The 23,418-nt window shown below is 67.3% G+C and carries 23 protein-coding genes and 1 tRNA gene; 17 read left to right on the top strand and 7 right to left on the bottom strand.

Annotated elements, in window-relative coordinates; genetic code table 11:
* Positions 1-84 precede the first annotated feature (84 nt).
* The 12 genes from BMZ17_RS05365 to BMZ17_RS05305 all read left to right on the top strand — a co-directional run bounded on the left by BMZ17_RS05365 (position 85) and on the right by BMZ17_RS05305 (position 10,141).
* Complete coding sequence (locus BMZ17_RS05365; RefSeq protein WP_093138058.1) at positions 85-564, top strand: DUF3293 domain-containing protein; 480 nt, start codon at positions 85-87, stop codon at positions 562-564.
* Between the two features lie 48 nt (positions 565-612).
* Positions 613-1,284: a heme ABC exporter ATP-binding protein CcmA gene (gene ccmA, locus BMZ17_RS05360; protein ID WP_093136823.1), complete on the top strand. Its 672-nt coding sequence runs from the start codon at positions 613-615 to the stop codon at positions 1,282-1,284.
* Positions 1,281-1,964, top strand: coding sequence for a heme exporter protein CcmB (gene ccmB / locus BMZ17_RS05355; RefSeq protein ID WP_093136820.1), 684 nt, complete (start codon positions 1,281-1,283; stop codon positions 1,962-1,964). The genes ccmA and ccmB overlap by 4 nt, the downstream gene beginning before the upstream one ends.
* 220 nt (positions 1,965-2,184) lie before the next feature.
* Complete coding sequence (azu, locus tag BMZ17_RS05350) at positions 2,185-2,631, top strand: azurin (RefSeq protein WP_093136818.1); 447 nt, start codon at positions 2,185-2,187, stop codon at positions 2,629-2,631.
* Positions 2,632-2,811: 180 nt separating this feature from the next.
* Positions 2,812-3,570, top strand: coding sequence for a heme ABC transporter permease CcmC (gene ccmC / locus BMZ17_RS05345; RefSeq protein WP_093136815.1), 759 nt, complete (start codon positions 2,812-2,814; stop codon positions 3,568-3,570).
* 172 nt (positions 3,571-3,742) lie between these two features.
* Entirely contained in the window at positions 3,743-4,210 is a 468-nt protein-coding gene (ccmE, locus tag BMZ17_RS05335) for a cytochrome c maturation protein CcmE (RefSeq protein WP_093136810.1), read from the top strand.
* Between the two features lie 60 nt (positions 4,211-4,270).
* A complete protein-coding gene (locus BMZ17_RS05330) occupies positions 4,271-6,190 on the top strand; it encodes a heme lyase CcmF/NrfE family subunit (protein ID WP_093138057.1) in 1,920 nt (639 codons plus the stop codon).
* Positions 6,187-6,762 carry a DsbE family thiol:disulfide interchange protein gene (locus BMZ17_RS05325; RefSeq protein WP_175485477.1) on the top strand — a complete coding sequence of 192 codons (576 nt, stop codon included), beginning with the start codon at positions 6,187-6,189 and terminating at the stop codon, positions 6,760-6,762. The genes BMZ17_RS05330 and BMZ17_RS05325 overlap by 4 nt, the downstream gene beginning before the upstream one ends.
* Before the next feature lie 5 nt (positions 6,763-6,767).
* Positions 6,768-7,202 carry a cytochrome c-type biogenesis protein gene (locus tag BMZ17_RS05320; protein ID WP_175485526.1) on the top strand — a complete coding sequence of 145 codons (435 nt, stop codon included), beginning with the start codon at positions 6,768-6,770 and terminating at the stop codon, positions 7,200-7,202.
* Complete coding sequence (locus tag BMZ17_RS05315; RefSeq protein WP_093138055.1) at positions 7,202-8,215, top strand: tetratricopeptide repeat protein; 1,014 nt, start codon at positions 7,202-7,204, stop codon at positions 8,213-8,215. Before BMZ17_RS05320 ends, BMZ17_RS05315 begins: the two co-directional genes overlap by 1 nt.
* 87 nt (positions 8,216-8,302) lie before the next feature.
* Positions 8,303-9,415, top strand: a complete 1,113-nt coding sequence (locus tag BMZ17_RS05310) for a homoserine O-acetyltransferase MetX (protein ID WP_093136806.1) — start codon at positions 8,303-8,305, stop codon at positions 9,413-9,415.
* A gap of 126 nt (positions 9,416-9,541) precedes the next feature.
* The gene (locus tag BMZ17_RS05305; protein ID WP_093136804.1) at positions 9,542-10,141 is read left to right on the top strand and encodes a cysteine dioxygenase family protein; all 600 of its coding nucleotides are present in this window, start codon (positions 9,542-9,544) and stop codon (positions 10,139-10,141) included.
* A 116-nt stretch (positions 10,142-10,257) separates the two neighbouring features.
* On the opposite strand, the gene BMZ17_RS05300 is transcribed toward BMZ17_RS05305, so the two are convergent.
* Positions 10,258-12,825: a glycoside hydrolase family 3 protein gene (locus BMZ17_RS05300; RefSeq protein ID WP_093136802.1), complete on the bottom strand. Its 2,568-nt coding sequence runs from the start codon at positions 12,823-12,825 to the stop codon at positions 10,258-10,260.
* A 110-nt stretch (positions 12,826-12,935) separates the two neighbouring features.
* On the opposite strand from BMZ17_RS05300, the gene BMZ17_RS05295 reads away from it, so the two are divergent.
* The 4 genes from BMZ17_RS05295 (at position 12,936) to BMZ17_RS05280 (ending at position 16,490) form a co-directional block, all read left to right on the top strand.
* On the top strand, positions 12,936-13,949 hold the full coding sequence (locus tag BMZ17_RS05295; RefSeq protein ID WP_093138054.1) for a LacI family DNA-binding transcriptional regulator: 1,014 nt from the start codon (positions 12,936-12,938) through the stop codon (positions 13,947-13,949).
* Positions 13,950-14,286: 337 nt separating this feature from the next.
* Positions 14,287-14,372: transfer RNA gene (locus tag BMZ17_RS05290), tRNA-Leu, on the top strand.
* Between the two features lie 160 nt (positions 14,373-14,532).
* The gene (locus BMZ17_RS05285; protein WP_093136801.1) at positions 14,533-15,201 is read left to right on the top strand and encodes a TetR/AcrR family transcriptional regulator; all 669 of its coding nucleotides are present in this window, start codon (positions 14,533-14,535) and stop codon (positions 15,199-15,201) included.
* 71 nt (positions 15,202-15,272) lie between these two features.
* Complete coding sequence (locus BMZ17_RS05280; RefSeq protein ID WP_093138053.1) at positions 15,273-16,490, top strand: NAD(P)/FAD-dependent oxidoreductase; 1,218 nt, start codon at positions 15,273-15,275, stop codon at positions 16,488-16,490.
* Between the two features lie 10 nt (positions 16,491-16,500).
* Here the strand turns inward: BMZ17_RS05280 and BMZ17_RS05275 are convergent, their stop codons facing one another.
* The 6 genes from BMZ17_RS05275 to BMZ17_RS05250 form a co-directional block, all read right to left on the bottom strand.
* Positions 16,501-16,950, bottom strand: coding sequence for a hypothetical protein (locus BMZ17_RS05275; RefSeq protein WP_175485476.1), 450 nt, complete (start codon positions 16,948-16,950; stop codon positions 16,501-16,503).
* Between the two features lie 8 nt (positions 16,951-16,958).
* Entirely contained in the window at positions 16,959-17,165 is a 207-nt protein-coding gene (locus tag BMZ17_RS05270; protein ID WP_093136798.1) for a PspC domain-containing protein, read from the bottom strand.
* Positions 17,166-17,267: 102 nt separating this feature from the next.
* The gene (locus BMZ17_RS05265; protein WP_093136796.1) at positions 17,268-18,332 is read right to left on the bottom strand and encodes a class III poly(R)-hydroxyalkanoic acid synthase subunit PhaC; all 1,065 of its coding nucleotides are present in this window, start codon (positions 18,330-18,332) and stop codon (positions 17,268-17,270) included.
* A complete protein-coding gene (locus tag BMZ17_RS05260; protein WP_093136793.1) occupies positions 18,329-19,543 on the bottom strand; it encodes a poly(R)-hydroxyalkanoic acid synthase subunit PhaE in 1,215 nt (404 codons plus the stop codon). The genes BMZ17_RS05265 and BMZ17_RS05260 overlap by 4 nt, the downstream gene beginning before the upstream one ends.
* Positions 19,544-19,766: 223 nt before the next feature.
* Positions 19,767-20,387 (bottom strand): CDP-diacylglycerol--serine O-phosphatidyltransferase, encoded by a 621-nt coding sequence (pssA, locus tag BMZ17_RS05255; RefSeq protein WP_093136790.1) that lies wholly within the window; start codon positions 20,385-20,387, stop codon positions 19,767-19,769.
* A gap of 449 nt (positions 20,388-20,836) precedes the next feature.
* Positions 20,837-21,325 carry an NUDIX hydrolase gene (locus BMZ17_RS05250; protein ID WP_093136788.1) on the bottom strand — a complete coding sequence of 163 codons (489 nt, stop codon included), beginning with the start codon at positions 21,323-21,325 and terminating at the stop codon, positions 20,837-20,839.
* A gap of 170 nt (positions 21,326-21,495) precedes the next feature.
* Here BMZ17_RS05250 and BMZ17_RS05245 point away from each other — a divergent pair, with 170 nt between their 5' ends.
* Complete coding sequence (locus BMZ17_RS05245) at positions 21,496-23,415, top strand: DUF1800 domain-containing protein (protein ID WP_217645726.1); 1,920 nt, start codon at positions 21,496-21,498, stop codon at positions 23,413-23,415.
* Positions 23,416-23,418: the final 3 nt, after the last annotated feature.

The following is a 23,418-nucleotide window of genomic DNA, read 5'->3' as shown; positions in this document are numbered from 1 at the left end:
GTTTTTCCGCCACATGTCGGCCCGGACCGATCCGCGACCTTCGGGCGATGGCAGCGCCGCCCCGAAGCCGCCATGATCCGCGCCATGACAGGGGAAACGGCACCAGACGCACTGCCCATCGGCCAGTTGGCCCGGCTCTACGCGGCCGCGCATTACTTCGTGGTGGTCGGACGCCAGGAATGGCTGTTCCAGGTCGGCCAGTGCGCCGAGGACGTGGAGCGCCAGCTGGGCGCGGCCCACTACCAGTTCGTCACGGCCTGGAACCCGCACTCCAATCCCGCCGGTGAGCACGGCAACCTGGAAGCCGGCGACGCACTCGAAGCGCGGCTGCAGGCCTCGGGCCGGATCATCCATCGGGCGCTGGGCTGCAACGCGCAGGGCGGCGCGGTCGAACACGGCTGGCTGGTGCTGGACATGCCGCCCGAGCAGGCCGACGCGCTGGCCCGCGAATTCGGCCAGGCCGGCACGCTGTTCTGGCACGCCGGCGAGCCGGTGCGGCTGCGCATGCAGCACGCCCAACCGCACGATTGCGCCGACGACGCGTTCACCGACTGGATCGCCTGATAGTCCTGCAGGGGCCGCGCCAACGGATCGCGCCCTACAATGCACGCGATGACGTCCGATACCCCGCGCCCGCCCCTGCTGTCCGTTGAAGGACTGGCATTCAGCCGCAACGAGGAGCCGGTGTTCGGGCCGCTCGATTTCCACGTCGATGCCGGCGAAGCGCTCTTGGTCCAGGGCGGCAACGGCGCCGGCAAGACCACCTTGCTGCGCGTCCTGGCCGGCCTGCTGCGTGCCGATGAAGGCCGCATCCTGCTCGATGGCACGCCGGCTGCCAGCGCCGCGCGGGCCCGCGCGATGGCGTACCTCGGCCACCTGCCGGCGCTGAAGGGCGATCTGGGAGCACTGGAGAACCTGGAATTCCTGTGCGGCCTGCACGGACGCCGCGCGAACCAACAGCCCATCGATGCGATGGCCCTGACCGGCCTGGCCGGTTACGAGGACACGCCCGCACGCCAGCTTTCGGCCGGCCAGAAAAAACGCCTGTCGCTGGCCCGCCTGTGGCTGGCGCCCGCGCCGCTGTGGCTGCTCGATGAGCCCTACGCCAACCTGGACCTGGATGGCATCACCCTGGTCAATCGTATGGTCGCCGCACACCTGCGCAGCGGCGGCGCGGCACTGGTGACCACACATGGCGCCTACGCCGCGCCGCCGGTGCGCACGCGGATGCTCGACATGGGTGGCAGCGACATCGCCGCAGCATCGCAGGACGCCGCCGCATGAGCCTGCCGACCTTGCCCGGCGTGGCTACTGCGCTGCTCAAGCGCGACCTGCGCCTGATGTGGCGCCGGCGCGGCGATGCATTCCAGCCGGCGCTGTTTGCGCTGCTGGTGGTGGTGCTGTTCGCGCTGTCGTTGGGCGGTGTGCCGCAGCTGCTGGCCAAGGTCGCCGCCGGCGTGCTGTGGCTGGCGGTGCTGCTGGCCGGCCTGCTGGCACTGGACACGCTGTTCCGCGGCGATGCCGAGGATGGCTCGCTCGAACAATGGATCCTGGCGCCGGTGCCGCTGGCCTGGCTGGTCGCCGTGCGCGTGTTCAGCCACTGGCTCACCACCGCGTTGCCCTTGGTGATCGTCACCCCGCTGCTGGGCGAACTGCTGCAGCTGCCGCACGCGCAGCTGCCGGTGCTGATGGCCTCGCTGCTGCTGGGCACGCCGTTGCTGAGCCTGCTGGGCGCGGTGGTCGCGGCGCTGACCGTGGGCATGCGCCGCTCAGGCATTTTGCTGGCGCTGCTGGCGTTACCGCTTTACGTGCCGGTGCTGGTGTTCGGCGCAGGCAGCGTCGCTGCCAGCGCGCAGGGGCTCGATGCGATCGGCGCACTGCTGCTGCTCGCCGCCGGGCTGGTCATTGCACTGGTGCTGGCGCCGATCGTGACCGCCGCGGCGATCCGCATCGCGCTCAACTGACGTCTTGCGTCTTAGACCATGGTCTGAGCGAAATCGCTAAGACCTTGATCCACCACGCGCACCTCGCGCCAGATCGGTCCGACCACAGCTCACTACTACCTGCGCACGCACGCGCACTGCCTAGAATCAGCCACGTCCCCCGGCATGCGAACGCGCACAACGGCCTTCAGGTCTGCGACGATCGCGATGCCAACCCCACCCAAGCTCTTTGGAGAACCGCATGCTGCGCAAGACCCTGATCGTGATGACCCTGCTGCTGTCGGCACCGCTGGCGGCCCAGGCCGCGACCTGTTCGGCCGACCTGGCCGGCGACGACGCGATGAAGTTCGACAAAACCAACATCGATGTGCCCAAGAGCTGCAAGGACTTCACCATCAACCTGTCCCACCCGGGCAAGCTGCCCAAGAACGTGATGGGCCACAACGTGGTGGTGGCCAAGACCGCCGACATCTCCGGCGTGGCCAGCGACGGCATGGGCGCCGGCCCGGCTGGCGATTACGTCAAGGCCGGCGACGCGCGCGTGATCGCGCACAGCAAGCTGATCGGCAGCGGCGAGACCACATCGGTCACGATCCCGGTGGCCAAGCTGGCCGGCGGCCCGTTCTCGTATTTCTGCACGTTCCCGGGCCACTCGACCCTGATGAAGGGCACCCTGACCGTCAAGTAAGGCCGCGAGTTCACCTTCGCTGGACTGAATCGCGTCACAGCCGCCGCGACCGTCATTGGCGCGGCGGCGCCCTTTCTGAAAAAATGTCGGCAGCGCCAGCACACGCACCCGCGTGGCAGGTCGTGCCGCTCGTCCGTCCCCGCCCGGACCCGGCTCCTCCTTGAAGCGAGCTCAGTTGCGATGTCCAACAAGAATGCCGTGGTGCTGTGGTTCCACAGGCTGGGGTCTCCGCCGATCTTCGACCGGTTCGCCGTGCGCTGGGCCAAGTGGTGCTACCTGGCCGGGCTGCTGTTGCTGGGCCTCGGGCTGTGGCAGGCGTTGTTCGTCGTGCCCTCGGACTACCAGCAGGGCGACAGCTTCCGCATCCTCTACATCCACGTGCCCAGTGCCTGGATGAGCATGTTCGTGTTCGGGCTGATGGCGCTGTACGCGGGCATCGCCCTGGTCTGGCGGATCAAGCTGTGCGAGATCCTGGCCATGGCCTGCGCGCCGATCGGCGCGGCCTTCACCGTGATCACCCTGGCCACCGGTTCGATCTGGGGCAAGCCGATGTGGGGCACGTGGTGGGACTGGGACCCGCGCCTGACCACCGAGCTGATCCTGCTGTTCCTCTACCTGGGCGTGATGGGCCTGTACGCCGCCATCGAAGACCGCCGCGCCGCCGCGCGCGCCGCCGGGCTGCTGGCCATCGTCGGCGTCGCCCTGCTGCCGGTGATCCGCTACTCGGTGGTGTGGTGGAACTCGCTGCACCAGGGCCAGACGATCAACCTGTTCGGCAAGTCGCACATGGACGCCAGCATGATCACCCCGCTGTGGATCATGGTGTTGGCGACCAAGTGCTGGTTCGCCGGTTCGCTGCTGATGCGCGCGCGCGCCGACAACCTGCGCCGCGAATCCGGCAAGGACTGGGTCGCCAAGCTGGCCGAGGAACGCGCATGAGCTACCTGCATTACGTGATCGCGGCTTACGCGGTGTTCGTGCTGGTGCTGGCCTGGGATTTCATCGTCCCGCGCCTGCAGGTGCGCAAGCTGCTGCGCGAGGCGCGCCTGCGCGGCAGCCGCCAGCGTCGTCGCGGCAAGGCCACCCCGGCCGCCGATACCGAGCTGGTGCGATGAACCCGGTCCGCCGTCGCCGGCTGTTGCTGGTCATGGTGCTGGTGTTGGCCGCAGGTGCGGCCACCGCGCTGGTGGCCATGGCCCTGCAGCGCAACGTGGCCTATCTGTACACGCCGTCCGAAGTGCTCAAGGGCGAAGCCGGCAGCCAGTCGCGCTTCCGCCTGGGCGGCATGGTCGAGCGTGGTTCGTTCAAGCGGCCCGATGGCTCGCTGGACGCCCATTTCCGCGTGACCGATGGCGATGCGCAGCTGCCGGTGATCTACACCGGGATCCTGCCGGACCTGTTCCGCGAGGACCAGGCGGTGATCGCCACCGGCACGATGCAGGGTGGCCAGTTCGTCGCCACCGAAGTGCTGGCCAAGCACGACGAAACCTACATGCCCAAGGAAGTGGCCGAGAAGATGGGCAAGGCGCACCAGAAGCACGACGTGGCGGTGCAACCGCCCGCGGAGTCCCTGCGCTGATGTCCGTCGTCCCCGTCCCCGCCCGCGCGGGGATCGCCGCTTCCCTGCCGAGGTGTGTCCGTGCTGCCTGAACTCGGGCAATTCGCCCTGATCCTTGCCCTGCTGGTGTCGGTGCTGCAGGCGCTGCTGCCACTGGTCGGCGCGCAGCGCGGCAACGCGACCTGGATGGCAGTCGCGCGTCCGGCGGCGCTGTCGCAGCTGGTGGCGGTCGGGTTGGCCTTCGTGATCCTGACGATCTCGTTCGTGACCCAGGATTTCTCGGTCAAGTACGTCGCTGAGAACTCCAACTCGCTGTTGCCCATGATCTACCGCTACACCGCGGTGTGGGGCTCGCACGAGGGCTCGCTGCTGCTGTGGGCGCTGGTGCTGGCGCTGTGGACGGCGGCCGTCGCGCTGTTTTCCGATGCGCTGCCCGAGCGCGTGGTGGCGCGCGTGCTGGGCGTGATGGGCATCGTCAGCATTGGCTTCCTGTCGTTCCTGATCTTCACGTCAGATCCATTCGCGCGGCTGCTGCCGGCGGCCGCCGAAGGCCGCGATCTCAACCCGCTGCTGCAGGACCCGGGGATGATCATCCATCCGCCGATGCTGTACCTGGGCTACGTCGGCTTTGCGGTGCCGTTCGCGTTTGCCATCGCCGCGCTGCTGGATGGCGAAGTCGATGCGCGCTGGCTGCGCTGGACCCGGCCGTGGACCAACGTGGCCTGGGCCTTCCTCACCGGCGGCATCGCACTGGGCAGCTGGTGGGCCTATTCGGAACTGGGCTGGGGCGGCTGGTGGTTCTGGGACCCGGTGGAGAACGCCAGCTTCATGCCGTGGCTGGCCGGCGCGGCGCTGCTGCACTCGCAGGCGGTGACCGAAAAGCGCGGCAGCTTCCGCAGCTGGACCCTGCTGCTGGCCATCGCCGCGTTCTCGCTGTCGCTGCTGGGCACCTTCCTGGTGCGCTCGGGCGTGCTGACCAGCGTGCATGCGTTCGCCGCCGATCCCACGCGCGGGCTGTTCGTGCTGATCTTCCTTGGCATCGTGGTGGGCGGTTCGCTGCTGCTGTACGCGTTGCGCGCGCCGCAGATGGCCGATGGCGCGCCGTTCGCTGCCAGCTCGCGTGAAACCCTGTTACTGGCCAACAACGTGCTGCTGGGCTCGGCCTGCGCGATGGTCGCGCTGGGCACGCTGTATCCGCTGCTGGCCGATGCGCTGGACCTGGGCAAGATCTCGGTCGGCCCGCCCTACTTCAGCCTGCTGTTCATCCTGCTGATGGCGCCGCTGGTGCTGCTGGTGCCGTTCGGGCCGCTGTTCAAGTGGCAGCGCGAGCAGCCCTCGCGCGTGATCGCACTGCTGATGCCGTGGGCGGTGCTGGCGCTGGTGGGCGGCGTGGCCGCGTTCTTCCTCGCACCGCAAGGCAAGTGGAAGGCGGCCGCGGCGATCGTGGGTGCGCTGTGGGTGGGCGGCGGCACGCTGCGCTTCGTGTGGAGCCGCGTGCGCGCACAGGGCCGCATGACCGCCGAGATGCTGGGCATGAGCCTGGCGCACTTCGGCCTGGCGGTGTTCCTGATCGGCGCGATGGTGGTCGAGGCGCTCAACGTGCAGCGCGAAGTGGCGCTCAAGCCCGGCCAGACCGTCGAGGTCGGCCGCTATGGCTTCACCTTCGACGGCGTGGCCGAAAGCCAGGGGCCCAACTACACCGCCGACTACGCGACCCTACAGCTCACTTACCGCGGCGAACCGCTGCAGACCCTGCATCCGGAAAAGCGCGCCTACGCCAGCGGCGGCCAGGTCATGACCGAATCGGCCGTGCGTCCCGGCGTGCTCGGCGATGTCTATGTGGCGCTGGGCGAATCGCTGGGCAACGGCGCCTGGGCTGTGCGCATCCAGGTCAAGCCGATGGTGCGCTGGATCTGGGCCGGCGCAGTGCTGATGGCGCTCGGCGGCCTGGTCACTGCGACCGATCGTCGCTTCCGCCGCCGCAAGGAGGCCACCGCATGAGCACCACGCCCGAACGCCGCGGCCTGTCGCGCCCTGCGCTGGTGATCGGCGTGCTGTGCCTGCTGGCCGTGTTCGCGCTGCTGCTGGTGTCGGTCAAGCGCTCGGATCGGCCGGACCGCCAAGCCCTGCCCTCGGCGCTGATCGGCAAGCCCGCGCCGGCCACGGTGCTGCCGCTGCTGCACGCGCCGGAGCAGACGCTGGATTTCGCCACGCTGCGCGGCAAGCCGTACCTGCTCAATGTCTGGGGCAGCTGGTGCCCGGAATGCCGGGTCGAGCATCCGGTCATCAGCGCCTTCGCCAGGACCGGCAAGGTGCGCGTGATCGGCTACGACCTCAAGGACGAACCGGCCGACGCCCTGCGCTGGCTGGGCCAGTTCGGCGATCCCTACGAAACGATCGTCAGCGACGTGGAAGGCAAGGCCTCGCTCAACTGGGGCATCTACGGCGCGCCGGAAACCTTCCTGGTCGACGGCCAGGGCATCGTGCGCTGGAAGCACGTCGGCCCGCTGGATGAGGCCATCATCCAGCAGCAGCTCCTGCCCGCCCTGGCCGCTGCCGAGGCCGCACGATGAACCCGCTGCTGCGCACGCTGCTGTTGCTCCTGGCGCTGTGCCTGCCGGCGAGCGCGCTGGCCCAGGTCAGCGATCCCACGCCGCTCACCTTCCGCGATGCGGCCGAGGAAACGCGCTTCAACGCGCTCACCCACGAGCTGCGCTGCGTGATGTGCCAGAACCAGTCGCTGGCCGATTCCAACGCACAGATCGCCCACGACCTGCGCCGCGAGATCCTCAAGCTGATGCAGTCGGGCAAGACCGATGACCAGATCAAGGCCTATCTGGTGGAGCGCTACGGCGAGTTCGTGCTGTATCGCCCGCAGGTCGAGCGCGGCACCTGGCTGCTGTGGTTCGGCCCCGCCCTGCTGCTGATCGGCGGGGCGTGGATCGTGGTGCGCGTGGTGCGCCGGCGCAGCGCGCAGGCCGTGCCCGGCGCCGATGACGGACAGGAATGGTGATGACGCAATTCGTGATCGCGGCGGTGGTGATTGGCCTGCTGGTACTGGGCGGCGCGCTGTGGCCGCTGTGGCGGCGCACGCCGGGCGTGGCCTTCGGCCTGCTGGCCGCGCTGGGCGTGTGCACGTTCGCGCTGTATCGCATCGTCGGCGAGCCGCAGGGACTCGAACCGCAGGCCGCGCAGGCGCCGGCCACGCTGGATATCGCCGTGACCCGCCTGAAGGACGAACTGCAGCGCAACCCGCAGGCGGCCGAAGGCTGGCAGCTGCTGGGCCGTGCGCTGACCGCGCAAGGCAAGGCGCCCGAGGCGCGCGACGCTTTCGACCGCGCCGCCAAGCTGCTGCCCGACGACGCCGATGCCCTGGTCGAAGCGGCGCAGGCGCGCAGCCTGGCCGATCCGCAGCGACGCATCGACGATGCCTCGCTGGCCATGCTGGAACACGCGCTGCAGGTGCAGCCCACCCAGCAACGTGCGCGCTGGTTCCTCGGCGTGGCCCGGCGCCAGCGTGGCCAGGCCGCACAGGCTGCCGCCACCTGGGAGCCGCTGCTGGCGCAGGTCGATGCCAGCACCGCCAACAGCCTGCGCGAGCAGATCAATGCCGCGCGCAGCGAAGCCGGCCAGCCGCCGCTGAAGGCCGAACCGCCGGCTGCGATCACGCCCGGCGCCGGCGTGGCCGTCGAGGTCGCGCTCGATCCCGATTTCGCCGCGCGCGTGCGCTTGCGCGGGGATGCCACGATCTTTGTGATCGCGCGCATGCCAGGCGGTCCGCCGATGCCCGTCGCGGTACAGAAGCACACCCTGCAGGACCTGCCGCTCCACATCACCCTGAGCGATGCCGACAGCCCGATGCCGACCATGAAGCTTTCGGCATTGAAGGACGTCGAACTGATCGCGCGCCTGTCCAACAGCGGCGATGCCCAGCGCAGCGAGGGCGATCTGGAATCGACGCCGGTGCGCGTGGCGCTGCCCAGCAAAGCGCCGGTCAAGCTGGTGCTCGGGGCAAAGCAGCCCTGAGGCGCTTTCCCACGGCGGCACGCTGCGTTGCCGCCATGCACAGCCCGGTGTGACCGCCGCGATTTGGACGCGGGCTAAACTTGGGCGATGACTGAATTCATCCCGCCCGGTTCCCGCTGGCACGCGCTGACCTCGCCTTTCCCGATGAAGCGCGGCGGCGAACTGCGCGATGCGCGCATCGCCTACGAGACCTGGGGCACGCTGTCGGCGCAGCGCGACAACGCCATCCTCATCGTCACCGGTCTGTCGCCCGATGCGCACGCCGCGGCCAATGCCGACAACCCGGCCGCGGGCTGGTGGGAGGCCATGCTCGGCCCGGGCAAGGCGATCGATACCGAGCGCTGGTTCGTGGTGTGCATCAACTCGCTGGGCAGCTGCAAGGGCTCGACCGGCCCGGCTTCGGTCAATGCCGCAACGGGCGAACCCTATCGCCTGTCCTTCCCCGAGCTGTCGGTGGAAGATGGCGCCGCGGCCGCGGTCGAAGTCGTGCGCACGCTCGGCATCGCACAGCTGGCCTGCGTGATCGGCAACTCGATGGGCGGCATGACTGCACTGGCGCTGCTGCACGCCAACCCCGGTATCGCACGCAGCCACATCAACATCTCCGGCAGCGCGCAGGCCTTGCCGTTTTCCATTGCGATCCGCTCGCTGCAGCGCGAGGCGATCCGCCTGGACCCGATGTGGAACGGCGGCGACTACAGCGACGCGGCCTACCCGGAGAGCGGCATGCGCATGGCGCGCAAGCTCGGCGTGATCACCTATCGCTCGGCGCTGGAATGGGACGGCCGCTTCGGCCGCGTGCGCCTGGAATCGGACCGCCCGGACGAAGATCCGTTCGGCCTGGAATTCCAGGTCGAGAGCTACCTCGAAGGCCACGCGCGTCGCTTCGTGCGCCACTTCGATCCCAACTGCTATCTGTACCTGAGCCGCTCGATGGACTGGTTCGACCTGGGCGAACATGCCGGCGGTGATGTCATGGCCGCACTGACCAGCATCAAATTGGAAAAAGCGATGGCGATCGGCGCGACCACCGACATCCTATTCCCGCTACAGCAACAGGAACAGATCGCGCTGGGCCTGCGCGCCGGCGGCGCCGACAGCCAGTTCGTCCCGCTGGAATCCCCACAAGGCCACGACGCCTTCCTGGTGGATTTCGAACGCTTCGACCCTGCGGTGCGTGGGTTTCTCGCCACGCTCTGATGGCGCGAGACCGCGCGCGGCGATGTCGCGCGCAGTCACACTTGGCATCGCCCGCGCCCTATCGGCGGGCGACTTCTGCGACCATCGGGCGTCATGTCCCAAGGACGCCAAGACGAGGTCTTCCCGATGCCACTTCTTTTCCCCGGCAAGGACAAGCTGGTCCACGCGCTGGACGCCGCAGTTGCACTGCGCGAAGACCACGCGGTGGCCGAGGCGCTGCGCGAGACACTGGCGGCGCTGATCGTTGATCGCGACGTGCAGTTGCCGGCGCTGGTGCAGCAGCCGGTGGACGGCCATTACGCGCGGCGCGAGCTGTATGTCAGTCCCGCGCATGGCTACAGCGTGGTGGCGATGACCTGGGGGCCGCGCCAGGGCACGCAGATCCATGACCACGCCGGTGTGTGGTGCGTGGAAGGCGTATGGCAGGGCCAACTGGAGATCACGCAATACGAGCTGGCCGAGCATGTCGGCAGCGCGTATCGCTTCCATGCCGCAGGTACGCAGCTGGCCGATGCCGGCAGTGCCGGCGCGCTGATTCCGCCGCACGAGTACCACACCATCCGCAACGCCAGCGATGCGGACATCGCCGTGTCGCTGCACGTCTACAAGCACAGTCTGGAACGCTGCGGGATCTACCTGGCCGATGTGCAGCGTCCGGGCTGGATGCAGTGCGAGGACCGCACCATCCATTCCGATCCGCTGCCTGGCGAGCTGACCACGCACTAAGCGCGATCAGCTCAGGGCGCGCCCTCCTCCTCCATCCCCGGATAGGTCGCGTTGGGACTGCAAGGCCGCCCCGGCGCGGCCTGTCCGGGGATGGGGGACACGCCCTTGAACGAAGCTCACTTCGCCTGGCAATCCAGCACGTGCTGGGCCTCGGTGCCGAAGCCCACTTCGTGCACCGACAGTACGGTGCCGGCCGGCATGCGCCAACCCAGCGGCGCGCTGACGTTGCCCATCTGGCCGTTACGCGAAGCAAAGCACTTCAGCGGAATGCCGACCTTGCCCCAGGCATCGCTCGGCGCGCTGGCCATCGACGCATCGATCGGCAGCGTCGCGCTGCAGCCCGGCCCGCATTCCATGAAGAGTTCGGCGCCCTTTTGCTTGGGCGGCACGTCCACGCGCATCGTGATGAGCAGCATCACGTTGCCATTGGTTTCGCGGACCAGGTCCAGCGGGCGCGGCGCGATGAAGGCCAGTTCGCCGTCCTGCTTCCACTCGATCCGCCAGGAATCTTCCTGCGCCTTGTAGTCGATCGGCGCGATCGCCACGTCCGGCGCGTCCTTCTGCCCCGAAGCCTGCGACAGCGAGCGCGGCTTGCCGACCTTGGACTGCACGCGCACGGTCCAGCCCGTGGCCGGCGTACCGCGCGAGAAGAACGTCTCCGAGCCCAGCGAGGCCAGGTCCATGCCTGCGTCTTCGGACAACGCGCCGACCTTCGCCGGCTTGGCGTAGCTCACCCCGTAGCCATAGGCGAACTGCGGGTCGTAGCCAGGCTGGCCGACGTTGAGCGGGCTCTGCACCACGGTGCGCGGCCACGAATACGACAGCGTGCCGCGGAAGTCGTGCTGCACCTTGCCGGTCGCATCGCGCAACAGCACGTCGGCCACGCCGCCGCCTTCCGAGCCCGGCAGCCAGGCCGCGACAAACGCATCGGACGCATTGATCTCGCGATTCATCCACAGCGGACGCCCGGACAGGAACACCGCCACCACCGGAATGCCCTCGGCCTTGAGCTTCTTCAGCAGCTTGAGGTCGCGGTCGTCGCCCGGACGATAGGCCAGCACCTTCAGGTCGCCCTGGAACTCGGCGTAAGGCGTTTCGCCGAACACCACCACCGCCGCATCGGGCTTGGCCGTGTATTTGCCATCAGCGGACAGCTCCGCCTTGCCACCGGCCTTGCCGACCTGCTCGCGCAGGGCCGCGCCGATGGTCTGCGCGCCGGGGAAATCTTCCGGAGTCAGGCCCGTGCCCTGCCAGCTCAGCGTCCAGCCGCCGGACTGCATCATCATGTCGTCGGCACCGTCGCCAGCGATCAGCAGCGTCTTGCGCGGATCCAGCGGCAGCACGTTGCGGTCGTTCTTCAGCAGTACCAGCGATTCGCGCACGGCGCGACGCGCGATGGCGCGATGTTCCGGACTGCCCAGCAATTCGAACTGCCCGGCGACACCACGCGTCGAAGGTTTGCCAGCCTCGAACATGCCGGCGCGGAACTTCACCCGCAGGATGCGGCGCACCGCTTCGTCCAGGCGTCCGGCCGGGAGCGTGTGGCTGTTTTCGGCCGCGAGGATGTGCTCGTAGCAGCCCTTCCACGTGTCCGGCGCCATGATCATGTCGACGCCGGCGACGAACGACGGCACGCAGTTCTCGCGGCTGCCGCCGGGCACGCTGGCGTGGCCGTTCCAGTCGCTGACCACGAAGCCGTCGAAGCCCATGCGCTTCTTCAGCACCGCGTCCAGCAGCGAGGCGTTGCCGCTCATCTTGACGCCGTTCCAGCTGGAGAACGACACCATCACCGCCTGCACGCCGGCCTTAAGCGCCGGCGGATATCCCGCGCCATGCACATCGCGCAGTGTCGCTTCGTCGATCTGCGCATCGCCCTGGTCGCGGCCTTCATGCGTGCCGCCATCGGCCAGGAAGTGCTTGGCCGTGGCGACCACATGCGCGCCCTTGAGGAAGTCCTTACTTCCCGGCTTGCCCTGCAGGCCCTGGATCAGCGGGCCGGCGTAGGAGCGCACCACCGCCGGGTTCTCCGAATAGCCCTCATACGTGCGGCCCCAGCGATCATCCTGCGGCACCGCCAGCGTGGGCGCGAAGGTCCAGTCGATGCCTGTGGCGCGCATCTCGGCTGCGGTCGCCGCGGCGATCTCGCCCATCAGCGCCGGATCATGCGTTGCCCCCAGGCCGATGTTGTGCGGGAACAGCGTCGCACCGACCACGTTGTTGTGCCCGTGCACCGCATCCACCCCGAAGATCACCGGGATCGCGTTGTATTTGCCGCCGCTGGTTTCCATCGACGCGGCGTAGAAGTCATCGGCCAGCTGCAGCCAGGCCTTGCCCGGCGCGTTGTACTGGCCGCCCGGATCGGAACTGCCGCCGGCCAGGATCGAGCCGAGGCGATAGGTCTTCAGGTCGTCCGGCGTGATGCTGGCGATATCGCCCTGCACCACCTGGCCGACCTTTTCCTCCACGCGCATCTTGGCCATCAGCGCATCGATGCGCTTTTCCAGCTTCGGGTCTGGGGCGATCGGCGAGCGCCGCTGCGGCCACTGTTCCGGATGCGCCGTCCCGGCGGCTGTCGGCGCATCGGCGGCGATGGCCACGCCGGCCAACAGCACGCTGCCGGTCAGCGCCAGCACCAGCGCGCGGCGCGCGGGCAGCCGCGCAGTGGAAAGCGGATTGAAGCTCATGCAGTTCTCCCTGGATGGACCTGGCGCGCGAAACCATGCTGCAACTGCAGCGTGGCTTTTTCGCGCACTTTGGCAAGATGGACACAGATGACGGAAAGGACAGTCGCGCGATGCGGGTAAGACTTGAAGACGTGGCCGCAGCGGCGGGTGTCTCGATGAAGACGGTCTCGCGCGTGCTCAACCAGGAGCCGCGCGTCAGCGAGGACACGCGCCAGCGCGTGCAGGAAGTGGTCGACCGGCTGCAGTACAAGCCCAACCTGTCCGCGCGCAGCCTGGCCAGCCGGCGCACCTTCGTGGTGGCGCTGGCCTACGACAACCCCTCGCGCAACTACCTGATGGAAATCCAGGGCGGCGTGCTCGACGCCTGCCGCGCGCGCCACTACACCCTGGTGCTGGCGCCGGTGATGTACGGCGAAGGCCGCGCCATCGCCGAGTTGCGCGAGCTGGCCAGCCAGCACGGCGTGGACGGCTTCGTCCTGACCCCGCCACTGACCGACGACATGGACCTGCTGGCGTTCCTGGACGAGGCCGCCCTGCCCTTCGCCAGCATCGCCCCGCGCACGCATCGCGGCCGGATCGGCGTGACCGTCGACGAGCACGCCGCGGTGCGCGAGCTGATGTCGCACCTGATCGGCCTGGGCCATCGCCGGATCGGCCACATCAAGGGCCCGCCGAACCACGGCGCAGCCGAGTGGCGCTATGCCGGTTATCGCGAGGCGCTGCGCGATGCCGGCATCGCCTACGAGCCAAACCTGGTGGTCAAGGGCGAATTCACCTTCGAGTCCGGCGTGCGCGGCGCCAACCAGCTGCTGGACCTGGACGAGCGCCCGACCGCGATCTTCGCCGCCAACGACGACATGGCCGCCGGCGTCATCCGCGTGGCCGGCGAGCGCGGGCTGCGCATTCCGCAGGACCTGTCGGTGTGCGGCTTCGACGACACCCCGATCTCGCGCCACATCTTTCCCTCGCTGACCACCGTGCGCCAGCCAACCCGCGACATGGGCCGCGTTGCGACGCTGGAGCTGCTCAAGGCCATCCAGGCCCCGGACCACGGCGACATGGTGCGCATGGACTACGCCCTGCAGTTGCGCGAGTCCACCGCCACGCCGGTCGATCCGGATTGACCCACCAACACGCGCAGACACGGCGTCGCCTGCGATGCGCGGGCAGGCAGCATTGGCGGCGTGGCGCTCGCGCATTGAATGGGGTGGACCTTGAGTGGTGGATCGGCTGCGGCCGCCGCGCGGGATGTGTCAGCGCGTGGCACAGGCCGTGACAGCGCTGTCACGATACGGATCGCCTTCAGCAATGCATTCTGCAACGCATCAAAAACGGGCCTGACTGACTGCATCGTCAGCCCAAGCCCCGCCCGGCGCGGGATCAAGCAGCCTCCTGACTTCTCGGCCGCATCGAACGCCCCCATACCCCTGCGGCGATCGTGCCGCTATACTGCGCGGCCGCGCCGAAGTGGCGGAATGGTAGACGCAGCGGACTCAAAATCCGCCGCCCTTAAAAGCGTGTGGGTTCGAGTCCCACCTTCGGCACCAGGATAGGAAAAGGTCGGCACATGCCGGCCTTTTTTCTTGGACCATCGCGTTGAAAAGGTCATTACGTCGCGTTTTGTGTCGCTATTGCGACGCAACATTACGCAATCGACAATCTTGGTAGATTGGTTACGGCTGTTACTCCTGACGGACTCCCCCTGCCATGCCCAGCACCGCGCCCAAGTCACCGACGCCCGCAGTCCGCGCGTCGCGCAATGTGGAACTCTGCCGTCGCGGCGAGCTGCGGGTGGAGAAATTCCTCGACGCCGCCACCGATGTCTTCGCCGAGAAGGGCTACCAGCACGCGCGCCTGAGCGAGATCGTCGCGCGCGCCGGCGGCTCGCTGGCCACGCTGTATCGCGCCTTTGGCGACAAGGAAGGCCTGGCCTTCGCCATCGTCGAGCGTCGTCTGCAGGATCTGGCCAACCAGCTCGAAGCGCTGGAGCTGGATGGGCTGCCGCCGCAGGACGCGCTGCGCAAGGCGGCACGCTCAATTGCGCAGAGCATCACCACGCGCGATGCCTATCTGGTCAACCGGATCGTGATCGGCGAAGGCCGCGCGTTTCCCGACCTGCGCGATTTCTATTTCGACCACGCCATCGCCACGATCCGCAGCCGCCTGGGCCGTTACTTTGATGCGCAGGTGGCCGCCGGCACGATGGTGCTGCACACCTCTTCGGACCTGGCCGCGACCCAGTTCTTCATGATGCTGTTCGGCGACCTGACCGTGCGCACAGCCTGCGGCTACATGGCCAACCCGGAGACCGACGAGATCCTGGCCTACACCGACGGCTCGGTGGAGCAGTTCCTGCACGGTGCCCTGCCGCGCTGAGCGCCGTGCACGCGCCCTGCATGGGGTGCAGTCCACGGTAGGCGTCCAACCGACGATCGGCGGACGTGATGCTGGACCTCAAGAGTGGATACCCGTGGTGGGCGGTGCGCAACGGACTGACGCACGACTTCCCGCCGCTGCGTGCCGATGCGGTCGCCGACGTGGCCATCATCGGTGGCGGCATCACCGCCGCGCTGATCGCCGATGAGCTGGTCGAACACGGGCATTCAGTGGTGGTGATCGAGCAGCGCGACATCGGCTGGGGCAGCACCGCCGCCAGTACCGCGCTGCTGCAGTACGAAATCGACACCCACATGACCGAGCTGGCGCAGCGTTATGGCGAGGATGATGCGTGGCTGGCCTACGGCGCCTGCGCTCGCTCGCTGGAGCTGCTGAAAGGCGTGGCAGACGGCCTGGGCGAGACCGATTTCGCCTGGCAGGACAGTCTCTACTACGCCAGCAGACCGCGCGATCGGGCGAGTCTGCAGGCCGAATTTGAACTCCGCCTACGCCACGACCTCGAGGTCGAATGGTTGGAGCCCGACGCGCTGCTGATCCGTTACGGCATCCGCGCACCGGCCGCGATCCTCAGCCATCAGGCGGCGCGCGTGGATCCGTATCGCATGGCCAACCTGCTGTTCGCGCGGCTGCAGGCCCGCGGCATGGCCATTCACGACCGCACTCGTATCGAGAAGATCGAGACCGGCACGCACGGCGTGTTGCTGCACACCGACACCGGTCACGCCATCTCCGCCTCGCGCCTGGTGATGGCGGCCGGTTACGCCAACGAGACCTGGCTGGACAAGCGGGTGGCGCGCAACCGCAGCAGCTATGCCTTCATCAGCGACACGCTGACCGATGACCAGCTCGGCCCGCTGCGCAATACCTTGATCTGGGAATCGGCGCGGCCCTATTTGTACGCCCGTTCGACCGGCGATGGCCGGATCCTGGTCGGCGGCGAGGACGACAGCATCGACATTCCGGCGCGCCGCGATGCGCGCGTGCTGCGCAAGGCGGAGATCCTGCGCAAGAAGTTCGGCAAGGTGCTGGGCGAGATCCCGCTGGAGCCCGCGTTTTCCTGGGCCGGCACCTTTGCCGAAACCGCCGACGGCCTGCCGTTCTTCGGCGTGCATCCGCAGCATGGCGATCGCGTGCTGTTCGCCATGGCCTACGGCGGCAACGGCATCACCTACAGCATGCTGGGCGCGGGCCTGATCCGGTCGCTGATCGAAGCGCAGCCGCATCCGCTGCAGGCGCTGTTTTCGTTCGACCGGCTCGACCGGATGTAGCCAGGCGCCTTCAGCGCGACATGCGCGTCGGCCACCAAGCGCGCCCGGTCAGCGCATAGCGATCGGCCGCGCGTTCGAATCGATTCCGCACGCTGATGCCGCCGCACAACAGGTACGCCGGCAGGAACAGCGGCCCCAGCACCATGTATTGGAAGACATGCGCACGCTCGTGATCGCCCAGGCGCACTGGCGGCTCGATACAGCGCCCGGCCGTGTGCGCATAGGTGTGGCACGACACGTCCAGCGACGCGCCGGTCTGCACGATGGTGTTGCCGAAGGTGATCGCCCCACCCGGCCCCCACGGCCAGCAGCTGAAGACCAGCGCGTATTCGCGCCGGCTCAGGTGGACCTGCGCGCCACGCAGCATTCCCGCCAGACCCAGCAGCACGCCGATCGCGCTGTTGGGCAAGGTCCACACGATGCCCGCGACGACCAGGGCCTTGAGCAGCCACGGCGGCAAGACGCGCCTCACACCTCGTTGGGGATGAGCAGCCACAGCAGCAGATAGACGAGGATGCCGGGGAAAGCCACCGAGGCGATCGACACCACCACGAAGATCACGCGCACCAACGTGGCATTCCAGCTGAAGCGCCGCGCGATGCCGCCCATCACCCCGGCGATCATGCGGTCGTCGAGCGAACGGGCGAGCGTTCTCGAAGGAAGCGGTGTGTTCATGGCGAGGCCTGTGGACGGCGGGACTGACGGCAGTCTAGCGCTGCAAAGCGCGCGGCTCTCGACACGCGGATCACATCGCGACCACAGGTATTGGTGATGCGCTCAGCGCTGCGCCAGCCAGCTGGCGATTGCGCTTGGCACTTCGCGCTGGGCGCGGCTGGAGACATAGATGCCGATATGGCCGCCGCGGAATCCCACTTCCGAATAATCGTCCGTGCCGACCAGTTCGCGCAGGGCCTTGGACGCATCCGGCGGGACCAGATGATCCTGCTCGGCGTAGATGTTCAGCACCGGCATCTGCAGCTGCTTGAGGTCGATGGTCTCGCCATCGATCACGATGCCGCCTTCGATGAAGCCGTTGCCCTGGTAGAACTGCTGGATGAACTGGCGGAACGCCTCGCCAACCTGATCGGGCGAATCGAAGATCCACTTCTCCATGCGCAGGAAATCCTGCACCGCGCGGCTGTCATCCAGGATGTCGAGCAGGCCGACGTACTTCTGCACGTTCAACCGGAACGGCTTGAGCATCAGGTAACTCAGGTTCATCAGGTCGGCCGGCACGTTGCCCAACGTGTCAACCAGCAGGTCGATATCGACCCCGCGCACCCAGTTGGAAAGCATGTTGTCCGGTGTGTGGAAATCCACCGGGGTGACCATGGTGATCAGGTTGCGCAGCTTGTGCGGATGCAGCGCCGCATGACACAACGACAGCGCGCCGCCCTGGCAGATGCCAAGGACATTGATCGCCTCAACGCCGCTGGCCTGGCGCAGGTGGTCGATCGCGCCATCGATGAAGCGGTTGATGTAGTCATCCAGCAGCAGGAAGCGGTCCGAGCGATCCGGGTAGCCCCAGTCGATCAGATACACATCCTGGCCCTGGGCCAGCAGGCCCTTCACCAGCGAGCGGTCTTCCTGCAGGTCCACCATGTACGGCCGGTTGACCAGCGCGTAGGTGATCAGCAGCGGCACCGTCGCCGTGGGCGCGGTCTCGCCGATGAAGCGATACAGCACCACCTTGCCGTCGCGCCAGACTTCCTCGCGCGGCGTCACGCCGTAATGCACATCGCCCACGCCGGGCAGCGTGCGCAGGCCGGCACCGAGTTTCTGCTGCAGCGAGGCGGCCTCGGCAGCCAGGGCATCGGCAGTGGCGCGGAAGGGACTGGTCATGCGGAGCGCTTGGCCTGGGTGCGACGTGTCGCGGGCTTGGCGACGGTCGATTTAGAAGACTTGGACGCCTTTTGAAGTGGCTTGCCCGCAACTGCGGATTTAGTCGACACCTTAGGCTTGCGCGCCTTTGAGGCAGCAGGTGCAGCTTTGGCGGTTGCGGCTTTCTTCTTAGGCTCGGACTTGGCTGGCTTCGTGGCTGCGCTGGCTTTTTTCGATGCGGTCTTCTTCGCGGCGGTTTTCGAGGCACTCGCCTGTGCCGGCTTGGTTGCGGGCTTGTGCGCGGAAGCAGACGACGACGCTTGCGCAGACGATACGGAGGCGGCCGCGCCTGCGGCCCGCATCAGCTTGCGCAGCGTGCGTTCGAGTTCGGCAATCTTGCGATGGGCGGCATCGACTTCGGTGCGACTAGGCAGGCCGATCATGCCGCCGAGCTGTTCGATCTCGCGCTGCACACCCGCGCGCATGCGCATCTGCGCATTGGCCAGCGCGCCGTAGACCTCGCGGAATTCCTCGGACAAGGCCATCTTGGCGTAGGCATCTTCGGCCGCGTCGATCCACTCGTCGAACAACGCACGGGCGCTGTCCAGCGGCGCGCCTTCGCCAACGCGGATCCCGAGCTTGTCCTCAAACAGGGCGTAGGCCTGACGCGAGGCTTCTTCCAGCAGGCGCTGGTAGCTTTCATTGGCATCGCGCAGTGCCTGCTGGGCCTGCAGAAGCGCCTTCCAGCGCTGCTGGTGTTCGCGCGCCGGACCGAACGCCGGGGTCTGCGCCCAATCCTGCAGCGGGCCACGCAGCGACTCCAGCCACGGCATCCATTGCTCGCTGAAGCCATCCAGCCCGGTCGCGCCCTGGCCGAACAGGCTGCCGAACAGATCCGGATACGGCTTGGCCTCGGTGGCGCCCATGGCCTGGCGCCAGGCGGTGGCGATATCGGCAGGCGTGTTGTCGCGGTCGGCGAATTGCGAAGCGACGTTTTGCATGCGGCCAAACCAGTGCCGCGCCAGCCCGTCGAAGCGCTCCATCACCTCGCCCGGGCCACCGCCCTGCGGCGGCGTCCAACCCGGCCAGCCACCCGGCACCTGCTGCCACGCCGGCGCGGCGGTTTCCAATGGCGCCGTGGCCGCCTTGCGCAGCGCTTCGCCCCAGGCCTCCCAGACCTGGCGGCCCATCGCCTCGGCACCCTCGCCCCACCCTGATTCCGCACCCGCCATCACAGCCTCCCGACGCTCGCCACGATCATAGCAATCCCGGCTGAGGTGACAGGGCGTGGCGGCGATGCCCGGGCGGGTCGCGATGTGGCTGCGCGTGCTCGGAGCAAGGAAGCGCGAGGAAGTGGACGTCCGTCCTCGCCCGAGCAATGACGCGGCGCCGGGCGCGCGCAGCTACATCCCATCGGGTTGGAAACGCGGCCCGCCGGGGCATCGCCGCCCCGCCCTAGGGCTTGGGGATATGCAGTGTCTTGCTGATCATCAAAGAGCCGGACAGCGCGTACAGCAGCACTAGCGGATGGAACTGCCACGGCCCCAGCTGCCACTGCCCCCACCAGATCGCCGGCCCGATGTGCCCACCGGCCGCAGCGATGGCCAGGACCACCACCAGCACCAGGCTGGTCGGGATCGGCGTGCCTTCGAAGTACTTCACCTTGCCCTCGTCGCCCGACAGCGCCTCGGCGGTGACGTTGTAGCGCGCCAGGCGGCTGACCCCGCAGCAGACGAAGTAGCTCAACACCAGCCAGTCCCAGCCGCCCTGCAGGCCGCAGGCATAGGCCAGTGCAGCCGGCGCCACGCCGAAGGAGATCACATCGGCCAGCGAGTCCAGTTCGCGCCCCAGCGTGGAGGCCGAGTTGCGCCAGCGTGCCACCCGGCCATCGAGCGCATCGAAGATAAAGGCCAGCGGGATCAGCGCCATGCCGGCCAGCAGCACGCCGCGACGGCCTTCCTGCATGTAATGCAGCGCGGCGAATACCGCGCCGCTGCCGCAGAAGGCGTTGCCCAGCGTGAACCAGTCGGCCAGCTGGAAATCGCGCAGCATTGAAAAGTGGCGTTGTCGGTTCATGGGCCTGGCCGGTGACGTGGAATGGACGACAGCGTGCCAACCCGCGTGTCGCGTGGCGATCAAGACGATCGCATCGTTGGGATCTGGCATTGCAACATCGCCGCTTGCCCCGATGACAACCGGGCGAACAATGGATGACGGTCATGCGCCGGACATTGCGCGGCTGCTGGCCTCGCATGTTCCACGACGGTTGCGAAATTCCTTCAACTTCGCCTGGTCATTTTTCCGCCAATCCGCTTGACACGCCTGCCCTGCAACGCGCTCCTGCGGTTATCCACATCTTTGTCCGGAAGTCATCCACACCCCCTGTGGATACACTGACCCGAACTGGTCATTTTTTCGCCATCCTGGCGGCAAGGCGCATGAACAAAGGGCGCGCGCGAGTTATCCACACGATTGCCCCAGCAGTCATCCACACGTTCTGTGGATGAACTGCATCCCAGTCCTGCTCAGGCCCGGGAGACGTTCCACGACACCATGCGGCCATCCTTGTACGGCATCACCCCGTGGAAGCCGCGCGGATCTTCATCGAACACCAGCGGCAGGAAGTGCTTGTCGCCCTCCCACAATGGCAGCTCCAGCAGCTTGTCCACGTCGACCCATTCCAGGGTGCCTTCCGGGTTCTCGGTCAGCGGCGTGCCGCTCCAGGCGGTGATGACGAACACGAACGCCAGCCAATCCTCGCCCTGCTTGCCGAAGCCCGGCCAGCTGATCGTGCCGCGCATGTGCAACGCATCGCACTCGATCCCGGCCTCCTCGCGGATCTCGCGCGTCATGCACGCCAGCACGTCCTCGTCCGGCTCCATCTTGCCGCCCAGCCCGTTGTACTTGCCCAGGTGGATGTCGTTGGGCCGCGCATTGCGATGGATCATCAGCACCTGCTTCCCGTCCGGGGACAGCACGTAACCGAGCGTGGCGACGATGGGGGTGTAGGGCATGGCAGACGGTTCGTGGGACAGGGCCGGCGATTGTAGAAGGCTGCGGCCAATCGGGGACTCACCGCAGGCAGGCGAGCGCTGACGGTTCCAGCCGAGCCACCTCATCGACGCTCCTTAGTTATTGATCTGGCAACGAAAACCGACCCACATGATTCATGTCGCGACGTGACATGCATCGCAAACAAACGGCAATAACTGCCTATACTCGCCGCCAACAGGGGATCACTTCGTTTGGAGAACCACCCATGGCGCGACGCGTAGACCGCGTGCCAGGGGAGCGGGTTCGCGCCGCCGTGCGCTCCGCTCCCGCCCAGGCCGTGTCCGAACCTCTGGCCCAGCGCGTCGGTCGCCCTGGCACGAACCTGTCGCTGCAAGCGCAGGTCCGGGCCCGCCAGCGCAAGCTGTATCACGCGCAGTTCGCCACTTCTACGTTGCCGCCTGCGAAGGAAGAGACGGCGAACACCGGACACGTCACCGCAAATCAGTCCACACCGGCGCTGTTGACCATGGCGCGCGCGCCGTTTGCCGTTCGCATGCTGGACAACCTGAGCTACGGCGCCACCACGACCACGATCGCCGAGTTCAATGCACTCGGGACCAGCGACAGCGCCCGCCTGGCGAACTGGGTGGATTGGCAGCTCGATTACACGGCCATTGACGACAGCGCGGTCACCAACCGGCTCAACGCAGCCGGCTACAGCACTTTGAGCAAGTCGCTACCGCAACTGTGGGCTGACCACGCCCTGGGCGATCCGGAATACAGCACGCGCATGCGGCCAGGCTGGGAAGTGCAGCGGGCGTCGTTCGTGCGCGCCACCTACTCGCGCCGCCAGCTGTTCGAGGTGATGGTCAATTTCTGGCATGCCCACTTCAACACGCAGGGCACCGAGTACAGCATCGCCCCGATCTTCGCGCATTACGATCGCGAGGTGATTCGCGCCAACGCATTCGGCAGTTTCCGCACGATGCTGGAGTCGGTCGCCAGGAGCCCGGCGATGATGTATTTCCTGGACAACATCGATAACTCCCGCTCCGGACCCAACGAGAACTTTGCCCGCGAACTGCTGGAACTGCATACCTTCGGCGCCGAAAACTACCTGGGCTTCATGGATCCCTTCCAGGTCCCGCCCTGCCCTGAGGACCCCAGCTATCCGATCGGCTACACCGACATCGACGTGTACGAAACCGCCGCGGCTTTCACCGGCTGGACCATCAAGAATGGCCACTGGCAGTATCCCAACGACAATGACGGCACGTTCGTCTATCGCCAGGCCTGGCATGATGCCGGGCCCAAATTCCTGCTGGGCGTGATGCTCTATCCAGAGCAGCCGGACCTCAAGGACGGACGCGATGTGATGGACCGCTTGGCCAGCCATCCGCGCGTTGCCAAGTTCATCTGCAAGAAGATCATTCGCCGCCTCATCAACGACACGCCGCCCCAGTCACTGATCGATAGCGCGGCCAGGGTCTTCCGCGACAACTGGCGCGCCGCCAACCAGATCGAGCTGGTGCTCCGTCACATCCTCAACTCGACGCCGATGTTCAACGCGTGGGGGCAAAAGGTGCGGCGCCCGTTTGAAGCCACCGTCGCGGCCATGCGTGTCCTGGGCAGCGACTGGACCCTGCGGCTGGACAACGCAAAGAGCGACGAGTTCATGTGGCGCTTCGGCTATACCGGCCACACGCCCTATAACTGGCCATCGCCCAACGGGTATCCGGATGTCTCGGTCAGCTGGACCGGCTCCAACTCGTTCGCCATGACCTGGAAGCTGGTCAACTGGCTGACCGAAACCAGCGACGGCACCACGCCACTCGCGGCGATCCTGGCCGAGAGTCGCAGCAAAGTGGCCAACTGGACCGCCAACAATCTGGTCGATTACTGGTCTACGCGGGTACTCGGCTACGCCCCCGCGGCCGAACGCAAACAGGCGCTGGTGAACTTCATGGCACAGAACGGCAATGCTGCCAGCGATGTGATAGCCGACAACGACACCTGGTCGGCCAACGACCTGAAGAAGCACTACAACCAGCAGCGGCTGCGCAGCATGGTGTCGCTGCTCGTTCTTTCCCCCGAATTCTTTACTCGCTGAGTT

It is taken from the genome of Pseudoxanthomonas sp. GM95, from assembly GCF_900109775.1.
GTDB lineage: Bacteria > Pseudomonadota > Gammaproteobacteria > Xanthomonadales > Xanthomonadaceae > Pseudoxanthomonas_A.
The sequence above is the reverse complement of the archived record's forward strand: the minus strand, read 5'-3'. Positions and strand labels throughout refer to the sequence as shown.